The following is a 15,920-nucleotide window of genomic DNA, read 5'->3' as shown; positions in this document are numbered from 1 at the left end:
CTTTGATCCCGATGGCACGGCCGGTCTCACAGGGTCCGCCACCGTTCTTGCCATCTTCCGCAATACCACCGCAACAGCCTTTACTGCTGCCAATTTCAATCCTAATTTCCCGGTAAATGGGAATCCAGACACCCCCCCGCCAACAGTCGTGGATAACGGTGATGCCGTCTTCTCCATCACAGGCACCCGTGCTGTAGGCCAGACCCTCACCGCTGCTATTGCAACAGCTGATCCTGATGGCAATGGCTCTGGTGGATTCTCCTATACCTGGCAGTCCTCTACTGACGGCAGCACCTGGGGCAACGTCGGCACCAACAGCGCTAGCTACACCATTGCTGCTGCTGATGAAGGCAAGCAGCTACGTCTCCTTACCGCCTACACCGACGCTCAAGGCTTCTCTGAATCCGTCACCACATCCGTAGGCTCAGTCCCCAATGTTAATGATGCTCCAACAGACCTGGCCTTCACAACAAATGGCATCCAGGAGAACATTGTTGCTGGATCGATCATTGGTACTCTCTCCGCTGTAGATCCTGATGCTGGCTCTACCTTTGCCTATGCCCTTGTTGCTGGTAACGGAACCAATGATGTCGATAATGCCCTTGTAGACATTGTTGGAAATGAAGTCAGGGTCAAATCTGATGCTTCTATTGACTTTGAAACCAACCCTGTTCTCAACCTCAATATTCGGGTCACCGACAACGGTGGGCTCACCTACACCAAAGCAGTCACCGCTGCAGTCCTCAACGTCAATGAGTTACCTGGCTTGAACCCAGCGACACTGTCGCTCCAGTTCCTCGATACTGCTTTCTCAGCAGCGCTGCCAACTGCCTCCACAGGCTCCATTGCCATCAACAATGCTGCCGATTTTGGCGGGATCATCCCCATTACTTATGGTCCCGCTTCCACCAACGGGCTCTACGGCACCCTCGCTGTTTCCTCTGCCGGTCTGACTACCTACACCGGCAACGGCACTGCCATCAAGAACCAGAGCACGTCCACTCTCACCGATACCTTCCAGGTCTCGGCAACCGATGGCAACACCACCAAAACGGGCACCTACACCGTTTCCATTGCCAACCCAACGGCAGAAAACACCCTGTTAATTACGGAAACAGGAAATGGCATCCTGGACGGGATTCGTTATGGACGTTGGCCTCTAATTATTCCAGGCATTTTTCCCGACCATACATTAATGATGGAGAATACAATGGCACCTTGCTGAGCAGCATCAACCTCGGTGCGGCAGCAGATACCGCCACCCTCACCGACGGCGCAGGCACAACCGCAGCACTCTCTCTCAATGGTGGTGCTGGCTTTGATCGCCTCAATGGCAACGCCTCCGCCAACAACCTCACACTCACCGGACTCGATCAAGGCAGCCTCGATCTGGTGTCCTTCTCCAGCATCGAGAACATCTACCTAGAAGGTGGCAACGACACCGTCACCATCCAAGCCGGTGGGCGCCTCAGCGGCATTCTCGATGGCGGTGCTGGCAGCAACTCCCTGGTCGTCGATGGCAGCTACACGATTTCGATCGGTGATGGCGGCACGATCGTGATCGATAACGGCAGTGGCGGTGGCGGCAGCTTCTCCGGCTTCCAGAACATCGGCGGTGGTAGTGGCAACTCCGGAGGCGGTGGTGTCGGTGGCGGTGGCAGTAGTACCCCTCAGAACAACAGCCTCACCCTCAACACCAACAGCAATGTCGTTTCCATCACTGGTCCCAACTCCGGTACCGCCGATGGCACGGCTTTCACCAACATCTCCGACATCAACCTTGCTGCTGGTGATGACAACGCCATCCTCGCGGCAGTCGGCTCCCTCACAGGAACCCTCTCTGGTGGCACAGGCACTGACGATCTCACCCTCAGCTCCGCCATCAACACCGTCGTCCTCAGCCAGAGCGGCGCGGGCACTGCCACCAGCAGTGGTAATGCGGTCTCCACTGCCTTCAATGGCTTTGAGGTCATTCGTCTAGACGCTGGCAACGACACTGCCGACCTGGATCTCAATGGCACCACTGCCCTGACACTGAAGCGTCAACTCCGCCTGGAAGGGGGACTGGGCACCGATCAGCTCACCCTCAGGCTCAATGCCCAAGAACGCCAGAACCTCATCGCAACCAATCAACTGGCTGCTTTGCAGAGCTACATCAGTAATCCATCAGGGCAAACCCTCACCATCAGCTTGTTTGAGGTGGATCTGGCAGTTGTCGGATTTGAAACAGCCCTACTTGTCTCCGCTAATTCAGCACCAACCGATATCACCACATCCGCATCAAATTTCGACGAGAACATTGCCCTCAATACTCCTGTAGCAACATTCTCAACCACTGACCCAGATTCAGGCGACACGTTCACCTACTCTCTGGTTTCGGGTACGGGATCGACAGGCAACAGTGACTTCACAATTAGCGGTGATCAACTACTGATCAGCACCTCACCCAATCTTGAAGTGAAGGCTTCCTATTCAATCCGTGTACGTACTACAGATTCTGCCGGTCTCTACACAGAAAAGGTGCTCATACTTGGCGTTAATGATATCAAGGAGGCAATTCGTGGAAATTCCTTATATACAGTCGTAGATGGTCCTACTTGGACTGGCGCTGAATTGACAGCGGTTGCCTTGGGTGGTCACCTTGCAACTATATCAAGTTCAGGTGAAAATAACTTCCTAATATCAAACTTCTCTAATAAGACTGGTGAGTACCAAGGTCTTTGGATTGGGTTGACTGATAGGAGTCTAGAGGGTGATTTCAAATGGATTTCAGGCGAGACAAGCGCTTATAGAAACTTTTTCCCGTCAGAACCCAATGGTGGAATCGGCGAAAACTATGTTCATATGTGGTCTTCAAATCCCTGGGGATATAGCGTCGGATCGTGGAATGACATAGGAGACTATCCCGATGGAGGTAATCCTGACCCCAGCGGAAAGGCAAAGTATTTTAATGGCATTATCGAAATCCCCCTCTCCCTCTCCATAACCCGCCAAGGAGAAGTCAAAGAAGGTTCTGGGCTCTTCACCACATCCATCAACATCACTGCAGGAACACTGGCATCAGGCAACCTTGCAGAAGGTGCTCAGGTCTGGTGGAAAGTCACAGGCACCACTGCAGATGATCTTGTGTCAGGCGCTCTGAGTGGCAATGGCATCATTGCCAACGGCAAACTTGATATTCAGCACTCTCTAAAAGTCGATGCTGATTCTGGAGAATCCTTTGAGGTCTCTGTTTTCTCTGATGCCTCGATGACTTCTGAGTACCAGATTGGCATCACTAAATCGAAGCCAATACAAGAATCTATAGTTAAGTTCACAGTAGCTGATGCGCAGGCGTTAATGGCGCTACAAGGGGCAACGATCTTAATACCCGAAGGATACACTCATATAGATGACAATGCTTTCAATGGAGCCCCGGTCACATCAATTACCCTGCCAAGCACCCTGCTGACGATTGGCAATGGAGCTTTCTACAGCACACAGCTTACGGGAGTAATAATCCCGGAAGGAGTGGCGACAATCGGAATCGATGCTTTTGGCGTCACAAACATCAGCTCCGTCACAATACCGAGCTCGATAACGGCTATCGGTACTCGTGCTTTTGACGCAAAGATTAGCAGGATATCCCTATCAGGCGCAAGGAACAACAGCCTTTCCATAGAGAATAGCTCCCATGCCATCATCGACGGAGGCTCTTTTAGCAATAGCGCTGGAAACATTGAAGTCATCGACCTAGGCAGTGGTGCTGATACCGCCACCATTGCAGATACTGTCATCGCGGATGTTCAGATGACCATTGCTGGCGGCGATGGCACCGACACGCTCAACGGCAATGCGCGTGACAACATTTTAGTCCTTACAGGCATCAATCAAGGGACCCTTGATGGCATAACTTTTTCAGGCTTCGAGAATGTCAACCTCGGGACTGGCAATGACACCGTCTATATCCGACCTGGTGGGCAACTTACAGGGCTTCTAAATGGCGGTGGCTCAGTTAGCAAGGTCGTCTACTTGCCACCTGGTGGGAACCCTCCAACCCAAGGTGGAGGAGGTGGTACTCCAACGCTTCCTCCAATCACACCCCCTTCCGATCCGCCGATCGTCCTGCCACCTTCACAGCCACCTGGAGCGATTGTGGATGGTGGTTACAACCGGTTTATCCTGAACGATAATGCCAACTCTGTCATCCTCACAGGCATTGGGTCTGGTGTCGTTGATGGAACAAACTTCGTCAACTTCTATTCTATCGATCTCAAAGGCGGCATCGATACCGCAACGATCGCATCAGGCGGAGCACTGCCTGGACTTCTAGACGGGGGTGCGGGCACCGACACCCTCAACCTCAACAGCGGCGCCAACAGCCTCTCCATTGATCAAACCCTTAACGGCACAGCGGCAGGCACCTCCATTAGCGGCTTTGAGTCAATCAACCTTCTCGATGGCAATGACACTGCTGTCTTTTCCATCAATTCCTCTGCCACTGCTCCTGCGTCCAGGCAGTACCTCACCCTTGATGGCGGACTGGGTACCGATCAGCTCACCCTCAAGCTCACCAAAGCAGAACTCGATTTCCTCCATTCTGCTCAAACTCTCTCTGCTCTCACCACCTATCTCAGCAACCCAACCAATCAGTCCATCACCCTGGCACTGAGCACCCTGGACCTCACCCTCACGGGCTTTGAATCCAGCAACCTCTTCCTTCCAGATGGTGAACTACCTGACTTGAACCCAGCGACACTGTCGCTCCAGTTCCTCGATCCAGCTTTCTCCGCAACGCTGCCAACTGCCTCCACAGGCTCCATTGCCATCAACAATGCCGCCGATTTCAACGGCACTATCCCCATCACCTATGGACCCGCATCCACCAGCGGGCTCTACGGCACCCTCGCTGTCTCCTCTGCCGGTCTGACTACCTACACCGGCAACGGCACTGCCATCAAGAACCAGAGCACTTCTACCCTCACCGAAACCTTCCAGGTCTCGGCAACCGACGGCAACACCACCAAAACGGCGGACTACACCTTTTCCATTGCCAACCCAACGGCAGAAAACACCCTCCTGATCACTGCCACATCCTCCGGCAGCATCGACGGCATCAGCTTTGGCTCTGCTGCCACCTCCGGTCCCTATGCCGGCACCTTGCTGAGCAGCATCAACCTCGGCAGTGCTGCTGATACAGCCACCCTCACCGATGCAGCAGGTACGACCGCGGCTTTAACCCTCAATGGTGGTGCAGGCTTTGATCGCCTCAATGGCAATGCCTCTGCCAACAACCTCACACTCACTGGGCTCGATGAAGGCACCCTCGATCTGGTGTCCTTCTCCAGCATCGAGAACATCTACCTGGAAGGCGGCAACGACACCGTCACCATCCAAGCCGGTGGACGCCTTAACGGCATCCTCGATGGTGGTGGTGGCAGCAACTCCTTAATCGTCGATGGCAGCTACACGATCTCGATTGGTGATGGCGGCACAATCGTGATCGATAACGGCAGTGGCGGTGGCGGCAGCTTCTCCGGCTTCCAGAATATCGGTGGTGGAGGTGGTGGCGGTAATTCTGGAGGTGGAGGCGGAAACTCCGGTGGTGGTGGTGGATTACAGACCAACAGCCTCACCCTCAACACCAACAGCAATGTCGTTTCCATCACTGGTCCCAACTCCGGTACCGCCGATGGCACGGCTTTCACCAACATCTCCGACATCAACCTTGCTGCTGGTGATGACAACGCCATCCTCGCGGCAGTCGGCTCCCTCACAGGAACCCTCTCTGGTGGCACAGGCACTGACGATCTCACCCTCAGCTCCGCCATCAACACCGTCGTCCTCAGCCAGAGCGGCGCGGGCACTGCCACCAGCAGTGGTAATGCGGTCTCCACTGCCTTCAATGGCTTTGAGGTCATTCGTCTAGACGCCGGCACCGACATTGCCGACCTGGATCTCAATGGCACCACTGCCCTGACACTCAAACGCCAACTCCGCCTCGATGGCGGGCTGGGCAGCGATCATCTCACTCTCCGGCTCAATGCCCAGGAGCGGCAGAACCTGATCAGCACAGGACAGCTGGCAGCGCTACAGACCTACATCAGCAGTCCAACCGGGCAGACCCTCACCATCAACCTGCTGGAAGTGGATCTGGTACTCACTGGATTTGAGACGGCAGTGCTTATCACCGCCAACCAGGCACCAACTGACCTCACCTTGACCTCCAGCGGCATCAACGAAAACAGTGCCGCTGGAACCGTCATCGGCACCCTTGCCGCAACTGACCCCGATGCTGGTTCGACCTTTACCTATGCCCTTGTGGCGGGTAACGGCACCAACGATGCTGACAACAACCTGGTGGTGATCGAAGGCAATCAAGTCAAAGTCAAATCTGGGGCATCCATTAACTTTGAAACCAACCCTGTTCTGACTCTATATATCCGGGTCACTGATAACGGCAATCCAGGACTCCCCTTTGACAAGGCAGTTACTGCCTCTGTCATCGACATCAATGAGTCACCAACTGATCTGGTCTTCACCAGCAGTGGTGTTCAGGAGAACAGTCCTGCTACCACCGTCATTGGCACCCTATCGGCAACGGACCCTGATGCTGGTTCCTCCTTTACCTATATCTTGGTGGCAGGTGATGGAACCAATGATGTCGACAATGCCCTGGTGGACATTGTTGGAAATGAAGTCAGGCTCAATTCTGGTGCATCCATTAACTTTGAAACCAACCCCGTTCTCAACCTCAATATCCGGGTCACCGATAACGGCACTCCAGGACTCACCTTTGACAAGGCAGTTACTGCCTCTGTCATCGACATCAATGAGTCACCAACTGACCTGGTCTTCACCAGCAGTGGCGTTCAGGAGAACAGTTCTGCTGCAACGGTCATTGGCACTCTCTCAGCAACGGATCCAGATGCTGGTTCCTCCTTTAACTATGCCCTGGTCGCTGGTAACGGAACCAATGATGCCGACAATGCCCTGGTGGTGATCGAAGGCAATCAAGTCAAAGTCAAAAATGGTGCAGCCATTGACTTTGAAACCAATCCAGTCCTCAACCTCAATATCCGCGTCACCGATAACGGCACTCCAGGACTCACCTTTGACAAGGCAGTTACTGCCTCTGTCATTGACGTACTAGAAGTCCCGGCTGACATCACCCCACCCACCATCTCCAGTATCAGCACCCAGGGAACCACCGTCATCCTCAAGTTCTCAGAAACTATCACTGCGCAGTCAGTGCCAACCACCGCATTTGCAGTTGCCACGCTCAATACCAGTAATCAGATAACTGCCCGAACAATTAGCACAGTAGCCCTTGATCAGAACGATCCAACCAAGATCATCCTCACGCTCAGCGGCACCGCCCCTGCGTCCAACGTAAACCTCAGGGTCTCCTACACCGACCCCACAGGCAACCAAACCTCTGGAGTTGTCCAGGACCTATCCGGCAACGACCTTGCCTCCTTCTCCAACCGATTTGCCGATACTTTCATCACAGCATCAACGACCACCCTTGCCAGTCAGTACCAAAACCTCATTATCACGGGGACTAGTAACGTCAACGGCACTGGCAATGCTCTAAACAACAGCATCACCGGCAACAGTGGCAACAACACACTCAGTGGACTCACTGGAGCAGACAATATGGCAGGGGGTCTTGGTAACGACACCTATATCCTTGATAATACTGGCGACGTGGTAACAGAAGACATCAATGCAGGTACTGATTCTGTTCATTCCTCCGTCACCTACGCGCTTGGTGCAAATCTTGAAAATCTGACACTTACAGGTTCTGCTGCCATCAACGGCACTGGCAATTCACTAAATAATTCCCTCACAGGCAACTCAGCAGCAAACATCCTCAGTGGTGGTGATGGATCTGACACGCTGATTGGTGGGGCAGGAGCAGACACCCTCACAGGATCCACTGGTGCCGATACCTTCCGTTTTGCTCTTGCTGATTCCAGATTTGCCGCTTTTGACCGCATCACTGACTTCACGATTGGCACGGACATCCTTGATGGTCCCACTGCTGTCACAGCTGCCAACCTCAGAGAACTTGGTAGTGTCAGTGCGTTAACTGCTACTGCTATTGCTTCTGTTCTGACAGCTGCCAACTTTGCCAGGAACGGTGCTGGAAGCTTCTCCTTTGGTGCAGGGCAAACCGCACGTACCTTCCTTGCACTTAACGATGGGACTGCTGGATTCTCAAGTACTAGTGATAGCTTGATCGAAATCACTGGGTTCTCAGGGGCACTGACGAATCTGGCGATTGTCTGAGGTATGTTCTGTTTCTACCTGCACTGGTGATATCCAGTGCTAGTGGTCTCTCAAGTGCAGCTATTGGTACTTTCTGCTTCAAAAGAACCAGTAGAACCATTAGAAATATCCCCAATATTCCTTGGCGCCCTGCAGTTATGTCCCTTTCCAGCAGACGCCAGGTCTTCCTCCAGTTGTAGAGGCTGGCCACGTGAATGCCCAGCTCTGCTGAGATCTGGGCCACGGTCTGCCGGTGCGGCGGACTCATCCGCTTTCTTATATCAGCTTTGACGGCCTCGCTGTAGTGGCGCATTGGTCTGCTCCTTCAAGCCCCCTGGTGGAAAAGTGGTCGAGATGGAGAGGCGTCAACTTTCCTGGCAGAGGGGGGCTGGAGAAACAGAAAACTAATATTGCGTAATCTAAATAGCCTTTTTTGGCGGTAATATTTGTTTGACTCAATCTCAAATTGATCGATGGCTTACATCCTTACCCATTTCTGGCCAGGTGCGACGGAAGAGCAGTATCGGGATGAAGTCGCAGCCGTTCATCCAAAGGGTGGTTTGCCAAAGGGACAGCTCCATCACGCAGCTGGAGCCGTTGATGGTGGTGTGTTGGTTGTGGCAATCTGGGACTCCAAGGAGTCATCGGATCGCTTCATTGCCGACGTCCTGATGGCTCATGTGCCTGAACCTGGTGGTTTCTCCGGTAAACCGGACGAGCGGGCTGCTGAAGCCTTTAATTTTCTTTCTCAATAGTTGGTTCTCTGGGGTAACTCCACCCTGAATCAGGGCAAATCAACGTATGGGGAGTATTGAGAAGCTCCCTTTTTTCTCGCCATGAGCTGTTGGCTTGGTAAGTTGACTTTGGATTACTGCGCTGTCGGCAGAAGAGTGTTGCCTATTTGTTCATTTGAGCAACACTTTGATTCTGTCCGGCTCCATTATGTGTTGGAGGCGCTGAATGGTCGGCCTATTCCCGCACCGTGTAGGTAATCTGTTCTCCTACCTTGAATAGGGGAATGGTGGTGTTTATTACTGTGTCTACTGTGGATATCTCGTCGGGGCTTTCTTCTGTGCGTACCACCACCACTCCCTTGGGCTTGCTGTATATGTAGATGTTGGTGTTGTTTGATGCTTCGAAGCGGCCAGAGCCGGATGTTTTGAGGGGTTTGGGACCTTTTTTATACCAGGTTTCGGTGAAGGCGAAGCTGTTTTTGCCCGTGCTTACTTGGTCAACCCTGCTGTAAGAACCATCGGAGGAGTTGCCGCGCCATTTTGACGTTTTTGCGTTTAGTGCTGAGGCGGGGTCATCCTTGCGGTGGGCACGGGAGAGCTCGTCGCAGCCATAGCTGCCAGCAATTAGTAGCAGTCCAGTGCCGAGGCATAGCAAACGATTTAGCGTGATTGCGATTGCCATGCCCAACCCAAGTCCAATACCAACCTATGGGCTGCTTTGGTCGCTGCCAACCCCGGCGTAGTGGCTATTGCCGTCGGGCATCCAGTAGCTGAGGTCGTTGTGCCAGAACAGGCGGCCAGGAAGCTGCTGGGTACTGAGCTTGGTGCTGGCCATCGCTGAGATCAGTTGGCCCATCTCGACTGGCGAAAGATCGGTTTTGATGTCTTCGCCGGTGACTTTCAGCAGTTCTGGTAGCTGGGCCAGGGTGGACGGCTGGGCTAGTTTGCGAAAAACCTGTGCCAGCACTAGCTTCTGGCGATCCATCCGCCCTAGATCTCCCATCTCGTCATGGCGGAAGCGCAGGAAGCCTTCCAGTTGCTCACCTTTCAGCACCTGCAGTCCTGGATAGAGGTCGATGTATAGGTTCTGAGCATTATCTACGTAATACATCCGTTTAGGCACATCAACTTCCACGCCGCCAATGGCATCGGCTAGGTGCTCCACAGCGCGCATATTCACCCGCACATAGCGATCCACTGGAGCATTCAGCAGGCTGGTGAGCTCCTGTTTCAGGGCACCCATGCCGCCAAATGCATAGAGGGCATTGGCTTTTACAACGCCGTATTCGGCTGATTCCACGAAGGTGTCGCGCGGCACCTGGGTGAGCTGGGTGACACCGTCTTTGAGCTGCACCGTGAACATCACATCGGTGTTTTCGCCCACCTTGTCTGTGCCAATCACAAGAACGCGCCGGTTGCCGCCCCCGAATGGATTGATCAGGCTGGTGAGCTGGCTGGGTCCGTGCAACATGGCTGCCCAAACCCCTGAGGCCATTTGCGGCAGGGGCCCGGCAAGTCCATAGCCCAGGCCGATACCCAGCAAGAAGACCAGAACTGGCGGTTTGCGTTGACGAGGGTTTGCGGCAGTTTTCGCTTTGGCGCTATTGCTCGGTGCTGTTTGACGCAGCTCGCGACGGTTGCGCAGGTCGGTGACCACAGCCCCGCGGTTGCTTTCGCGTCGGCTGCGACGCGGGCGGGGTTGGGCCTGGCTCATATCCGCTCCTATTCAGCGCACCTTAAGGGCCGGATCCCTGCTACACCAGGGGGTGAGCGCCGCTTGTTCAGCTGGAGGCCCGCACCCGGATGTGGGCTGCGGCCGTGTCTGCCTTGCGGCGGGCCTCCTCCTCACTACCGCCGCGGGCCAGGGCTACGCCCATGCGCCGCAGGGGGCGGGCTTGCTGCTTGCCGAAAAGCAGCACCTCCGTATCGGCTTCGCTGAGGGCCTCCTTCACGCCGCTATAGGAGACCGCTTCTCCTTCGCTGTCGGCCAGAATTACCCGGCTGGCAGCGGCTCCCAGGCTTTGGATCAATGGGATCGGCAGGCCCAGCACCGCTCGCAGGTGTAGTTCGAATTCGCTCAGGTTCTGGCCAACCAGCGTCACCAGGCCGGTGTCATGGGGGCGCGGTGAGAGCTCGGAGAAAACCACCTCAAGCTCATCTGGCTGACCGGAGCTGCTGCCGGGCTTTTTGCATAGGAAAAATTCAACGCCAAACAGGCCGGCGCCGCCCAGGTTGTCGGTGACGCTGCGGGCCATGACGTGGGCTGCCTCTAGAGCGGCAGCTGGCATCTGGGCTGGCTGCCAGCTGCACTGGTAGTCGCCCCGCTCCTGGATGTGCCCGATCGGCGGGCAGAAGAGCGTTGGCCCTTGCCATTGCTTCACGGTGAGCAGGGTGATTTCGAGCTCGAAGTGCAGGAACTCCTCCACGATCACCAGCTCCCCGGCACCTCGCGCACCCGCCATTGCTGCTTCCCACGCGGCGTCAATCTCTTCGGGGCCCCGCACCACGCTTTGGCCCTTGCCAGAGGAGCTCATCACCGGTTTGACCACCACCGGCCAGCCCAGGCTCGCAGCGGCGCTTGCCAGATCACTGGCGTTGCTGGCGTAGGCAAAACGGGCGGTGCGCAGCCCCAGCTCAGTGGTTGCCAGGTCGCGGATGCGGTCCCGATTCATGGTCACGGCCGTGGCCCGGGCTGTGGGAATCACGCAGATGCCTTCCGCTTCCAGTTCCGCGAGGGCATCAACCGCTAGAGCTTCTATCTCTGGAATCACCAGATCGGGCCTGTGCTTGCGCACCACCGCCTTGAGGGCTTCTGGGTCGGTCATCGCGACCACCTCAGCGACATCAGCCACCTGCATGGCTGGGGCGTTGGCGTAGCGATCCACCGCGATCACCCGGCAGCCGAGGCGCTGGGCTGCGATGGCCACCTCCTTACCCAGCTCACCGCTGCCGAGCAGCATCAAGGTGGCCGGAAGAGTGGCAGGGGTGGGAAAGGTCATGGTGGTCGCCCGGATCGCGGGCAGGACAGCAAGATGGAACCGATCTTCTTGCACACCGGGGCGCGTTGATGGCTTGGCTGTTGGGATTGCCCTTGGGTTTCAGTACGGCTGGGGACGCTGCCAACGGCCTGTTATTTGGCTGGGACATCGCCACCTTGCAGAAATGGGCCCTGATCTACTTAGGCCTTTCCTCCCTGGCTTTTGTGGTGGTGTGGTTGGTGGGCTATCTGCGTCGAAACTGATCCCCAGGTTGGGCGTTGCCAGCTCAGCTCAGCAACGTCAGCTGCCGCACCGGCGATTCCTCGTTGATGAAGCCATAGGCCTCAAATACGTTTGGATCCGGGTGGGTGATGTGCTGGCCATCGCTGTGGCGCTCCAGCTGAAAGCCCTCGCTGGCCATGCGGCGCATCAGGGCAGCGGCCTCCTCGAAGCGGGCGGCCATGGCGGCCAGGCTGGCGCAGTCGGAGCTGAGGCCGGTTTCCTTCCAGGTGAAGTAAGCCATGGGTGATAAGCGAGGGCAGGGCTTAGGGCAGCAGCACTAAACCCAATCCCACCAGTAGCAGGCTGGCGAGCCAAAAGCGGATTACGACCACTTGTTCGTTGAGCCCACCAAGCTCGAAGTGGTGGTGCAACGGCGCCATCTTGAACAGGCGCCGGCCCTGGCCCGTGACTGGGTCTTTGGTGGCCTTGAACACCCACACCTGCAGGATCACCGACAGCGATTCCGCCAGGAAGACGCCGCCCATCAGCAGTAGGGGCCAGAGGCTATTGGAGAGCAAGGCGACGGCGCTGAGGGCTGCTCCCATGGCCAGTGAGCCGGTGTCGCCCATGAACACTCGAGCCGGGTGGCGGTTGTGGACGAGAAAGCCCAGCCAGCAGCCAGCCATCGCGGCGCAGAAACCGGCCATAGCCGCATCGCCTTCATGGCCGCGCAGCATCAGCTGCAGCCCCATGCCTGTGAACACCACGGCGCCGCAGCCTGCGGCCAGGCCGTCGAGGCCATCGGTGAGGTTGGTGGCGTTGCTTTCGGCCATAAACACAAACAACCCCAGCGGCCAGATCAGCAAACCGATCGGCAGCACCCAGCCCAGGGGCAGGGCGATGTCGCCGGGGGAGGCCCCACCCAGCCACTGGCCCGCTGCGGCCCAGATCAGAAACAACAGGGCCGCGCCGGCCTGGAGCAGCAATTTGCCCCGGGGCGTGAGGCCCGTGTTGGTGCGGCGGGTGAGGCTGCGCCAGTCATCGATGGCGCCGATCGCCATGTAGGCCAGGGTTACGGCGGCAACAGCAAGCAGGCGGGGATCGCTTGGGCTCAGCAGGCCGCCCACCAGCACCCCCACGGGCACCGCCAGCAGTCCGCCCATGGTGGGTGTGCCTGCCTTGCTGAGGTGGCCCTGGGGCCCCTCTGCGCGAATCACCTGGCCGAGCTTGAGCTGCCGCAGTCGCGGCACCCCCCAACCGGTGACTCCAGCGCTGATCAGGCCGGCAACTAGCAGCGGCAAGGTGAGCTGGGGCGCGCCGCTAAGCCAGTCGCACAGCAGACAGGCCAGCAACAACAAACTGCTGAGTAGGGCAGCCGGGGTCGAAACAACCAAGGGAAAGGGACGGCGACCGCCCCAGTTTCCCCTGCGGAACTCAGTCTTCCCAGTCTTCGTCCTGTTGTTCGTCGTCCTTGTTGTAGTCCTCCTTCTCGCCCATCAGGGCGGAAAGCTCCTCCTCTTCCACCGTGCTCACTTCGGTGCTGGCGGTTTCTTCATCGGCCACCAGGCGGCCACTGCTCTCCAGCCAGCTCAGTAGATCGGGCTCATCGCGTAGGGGTAGAACCGGAGCTGGATCGCTGCGCCGGTAGCGGGTCAGCGAGGGATTGATTGTGTCGAGTCGACTGCTGTCACTGGTCGCGAGTGTGCTCATGCGTGCGCCTACCGGTAGCTAGGTCTGGGGCTAGGCCCATACAGACCAATCAGTCACCATAGCTGCAAAGCAAATGCAGCCCTCCAGCCCATGCCCACCAGCAGCCAAAAGGCCAGCCCCCTAGCCGGGGTGCTGAGGGTCTGGGCCCTGGCCCTGGCCCTCAGTGCCGCGCTGGCTGCAGCGGGCGAGCGCTGGCCCCAGCCGTTGCCCCTGCAGCAGGGGGTGGTGTGGTTGCTGGTGGGCCTGCCGCCCCTGCTAGTGGGGTTGTGGTTGCTGACCCACTGGTCGCTGCCACACCCCGACAGGGGAGAATCGAGCAACTGAACGCATGGAGAGGCGTTGATGGGTCGGGCGAAGAAGGCGGTGCTGGCCTATTCCGGCGGCGTAGACACCAGTGTGTGCATTCCCTACCTGAAGCAGGAGTGGGGCGTGGAGGAGGTGATCACCTTCGCCGCCGACCTAGGCCAGGGCGACGAGCTGGAGCCGATTCGCCAGAAGGCGCTCGATTCAGGGGCCAGCCAGTCGATCGTGGGTGACCTGATCGAGCCCTTCATCACCGAATTCGCCTTCCCGGCTATCCGGGCTAACGCCCTCTATGAAGGCCGTTATCCCCTCTCCACAGCCCTGGCCCGGCCCCTGATCGCCCGGCGACTGGTGGAGATTGCCCGCGAGGTGGGCGCCGATGCGGTGGCCCACGGCTGCACGGGCAAGGGCAACGATCAGGTGCGCTTCGATGTGGCCATCGGCGCCCTCGCCCCCGACCTCAAGGTGCTCACCCCGGCGCGGGAGTGGGGCATGAGCCGCGAGCAAACCATCGCCTACGGCGAGCGCTGTGGCATTCCCTCGCCGGTGAGCAAGAAATCGCCCTATTCGATCGACCTCAACCTGCTGGGCCGCTCGATCGAAGCCGGTCCCCTCGAGGATCCCAACGTGGAGCCGCCCGAGGAGATCTACGCCATGACCGTGTCAGTGGATGCGGCGCCGGATCAGGCCCAGACCGTTGAGATCGGTTTTGAGCAGGGCAACCCGGTGAGCATCGACGGCCTGCGCCTCGATCCGGTGAGCTTGATCCGCCACGCAAATTCCCTGGCCGGCAGCCACGGCTTCGGCCGCCTCGACATGGTCGAAAACCGGGTGGTAGGTATCAAGAGCCGGGAGATCTACGAAACCCCTGGCCTGCTGCTGTTGATCAAGGCCCATCAGGAGCTGGAGAGCCTCACCCTGGCGGCCGATGTGTTGCGCACCAAGCGCCAGCTTGAGCAGCAGTGGGCGGATCTGGTGTATCAGGGCCTTTGGTATGGCCCGCTCAAGGATGCGCTTGATGGCTTCATGGAGCGCACCCAGCAAACCGTGAACGGCACGGTGCGGCTGAAGTTGCACAAGGGCAATGCCACCGTGGTGGGCCGCAGCAGTGCCAGCCACAGCCTCTATGTGCCCGATATGGCCACCTACGGCGCCGAAGATCAATTCGACCACAAGGCTGCCGAGGGCTTTATCTACGTGTGGGGTCTGCCCACCCGCCTCTGGGCGGCAAATCAGCGCCGGCGCTAGGGCTCCTGGTTCGGGCTGAAGCCGAAGGCATGGAGTAGGGCTTGGCGCAGTCGTGGTCTGGCACGCTCTTGCTGGGGCAGCAGCAGGCGCTGGGTACCCGTATCGCTGCCAGGCTGTAACTGCAGCAGGTGCTGGCGCAGGTTGTCGTTGTCGTTGATCAGTCGCTGTTGCTGGTCGAGCATCGGCTGCAATCGCTGCCGAAACTTGTCTTCAAAGAGGCCGGGTAGGTCTTCGAGCAGGGCCTGCATGGCCAGAAGCTCTTCCCGAGTTTTGGCAAGTTCCTGTTCCAGCTGGTTTTGGCGCTCTTGCTGCTGATGCCACGAAAAAACCGAAGTGACAGACGGCTGCCACTTCGGTGCTGGTGGTATGGCGTCAGGCTCCATGGGCGGAGATTACGAGTGGGCCCGATTTTTTACAAGCCAGGCCTGTATTAGCTCCGCACCTATCTGGAGTCCCAAAGTCAAACTGAATA

Annotated in this window: 13 protein-coding genes; 6 read left to right on the top strand and 7 right to left on the bottom strand. The window is 57.3% G+C overall.

The features are described 5' to 3' along the window. The 3 genes from KBY99_RS05665 to KBY99_RS05655 form a co-directional block, all read left to right on the top strand. The coding region (locus tag KBY99_RS05665; RefSeq protein WP_254997884.1) for a cadherin repeat domain-containing protein at positions 1–1,225 on the top strand (1,225 nt) is incomplete at its 5' end. Then, positions 1,219–8,274 carry a leucine-rich repeat protein gene (locus KBY99_RS05660; protein WP_254997883.1) on the top strand — a complete coding sequence of 2,352 codons (7,056 nt, stop codon included), beginning with the start codon at positions 1,219–1,221 and terminating at the stop codon, positions 8,272–8,274. The genes KBY99_RS05665 and KBY99_RS05660, both read left to right, overlap by 7 nt. A gap of 452 nt (positions 8,275–8,726) precedes the next feature. Next, a complete protein-coding gene (locus KBY99_RS05655; RefSeq protein ID WP_254997882.1) occupies positions 8,727–9,008 on the top strand; it encodes a hypothetical protein in 282 nt (93 codons plus the stop codon). 214 nt (positions 9,009–9,222) lie between these two features. Here the strand turns inward: KBY99_RS05655 and KBY99_RS05650 are convergent, their stop codons facing one another. The 3 genes from KBY99_RS05650 to purT form a co-directional block, all read right to left on the bottom strand. Next, positions 9,223–9,669 (bottom strand): hypothetical protein, encoded by a 447-nt coding sequence (locus tag KBY99_RS05650; RefSeq protein WP_254997880.1) that lies wholly within the window; start codon positions 9,667–9,669, stop codon positions 9,223–9,225. 24 nt (positions 9,670–9,693) lie between these two features. Then, the gene (locus tag KBY99_RS05645) at positions 9,694–10,701 is read right to left on the bottom strand and encodes an LCP family protein (protein ID WP_254997877.1); all 1,008 of its coding nucleotides are present in this window, start codon (positions 10,699–10,701) and stop codon (positions 9,694–9,696) included. A gap of 67 nt (positions 10,702–10,768) precedes the next feature. Continuing rightward, positions 10,769–11,986, bottom strand: coding sequence for a formate-dependent phosphoribosylglycinamide formyltransferase (purT, locus tag KBY99_RS05640; RefSeq protein WP_254997875.1), 1,218 nt, complete (start codon positions 11,984–11,986; stop codon positions 10,769–10,771). A gap of 68 nt (positions 11,987–12,054) precedes the next feature. Between purT and KBY99_RS05635 the strand changes: the two genes are divergently transcribed. Further along, positions 12,055–12,228 (top strand): cytochrome B6, encoded by a 174-nt coding sequence (locus KBY99_RS05635; RefSeq protein WP_193486212.1) that lies wholly within the window; start codon positions 12,055–12,057, stop codon positions 12,226–12,228. Between the two features lie 23 nt (positions 12,229–12,251). Here KBY99_RS05635 and KBY99_RS05630 read toward each other — a convergent pair whose 3' ends face one another. Genes KBY99_RS05630 through KBY99_RS05620 form a run of 3 tightly spaced genes read right to left on the bottom strand, consistent with a single transcriptional unit; the run spans position 12,252 to position 13,897 of the window. After that, the gene (locus tag KBY99_RS05630; RefSeq protein ID WP_254942684.1) at positions 12,252–12,488 is read right to left on the bottom strand and encodes a hypothetical protein; all 237 of its coding nucleotides are present in this window, start codon (positions 12,486–12,488) and stop codon (positions 12,252–12,254) included. Positions 12,489–12,510: 22 nt separating this feature from the next. Next, the gene (gene mraY / locus KBY99_RS05625) at positions 12,511–13,581 is read right to left on the bottom strand and encodes a phospho-N-acetylmuramoyl-pentapeptide-transferase (RefSeq protein WP_409996531.1); all 1,071 of its coding nucleotides are present in this window, start codon (positions 13,579–13,581) and stop codon (positions 12,511–12,513) included. A gap of 40 nt (positions 13,582–13,621) precedes the next feature. After that, entirely contained in the window at positions 13,622–13,897 is a 276-nt protein-coding gene (locus KBY99_RS05620; protein ID WP_106502587.1) for a DUF3134 family protein, read from the bottom strand. Positions 13,898–13,987: 90 nt separating this feature from the next. On the opposite strand from KBY99_RS05620, the gene KBY99_RS05615 reads away from it, so the two are divergent. Both KBY99_RS05615 and KBY99_RS05610 read left to right on the top strand, forming a co-directional pair. After that, entirely contained in the window at positions 13,988–14,221 is a 234-nt protein-coding gene (locus KBY99_RS05615; protein WP_254997874.1) for a hypothetical protein, read from the top strand. Between the two features lie 18 nt (positions 14,222–14,239). Then, positions 14,240–15,448 carry an argininosuccinate synthase gene (locus tag KBY99_RS05610; protein WP_254997873.1) on the top strand — a complete coding sequence of 403 codons (1,209 nt, stop codon included), beginning with the start codon at positions 14,240–14,242 and terminating at the stop codon, positions 15,446–15,448. Here KBY99_RS05610 and KBY99_RS05605 read toward each other — a convergent pair. Further along, positions 15,445–15,831, bottom strand: a complete 387-nt coding sequence (locus tag KBY99_RS05605; RefSeq protein WP_254997872.1) for a hypothetical protein — start codon at positions 15,829–15,831, stop codon at positions 15,445–15,447. The genes KBY99_RS05610 and KBY99_RS05605 overlap by 4 nt on opposite strands. Between the last annotated feature and the right edge of the window lie 89 nt (positions 15,832–15,920).

This window comes from Cyanobium sp. Maggiore-St4-Cus (genome assembly GCF_024345615.1).
In the GTDB taxonomy this organism is placed as follows: Bacteria; Cyanobacteriota; Cyanobacteriia; order PCC-6307; family Cyanobiaceae; genus Cyanobium_A; species Cyanobium_A usitatum.
This window is presented reverse-complemented; position numbering and strand designations above follow the sequence as displayed.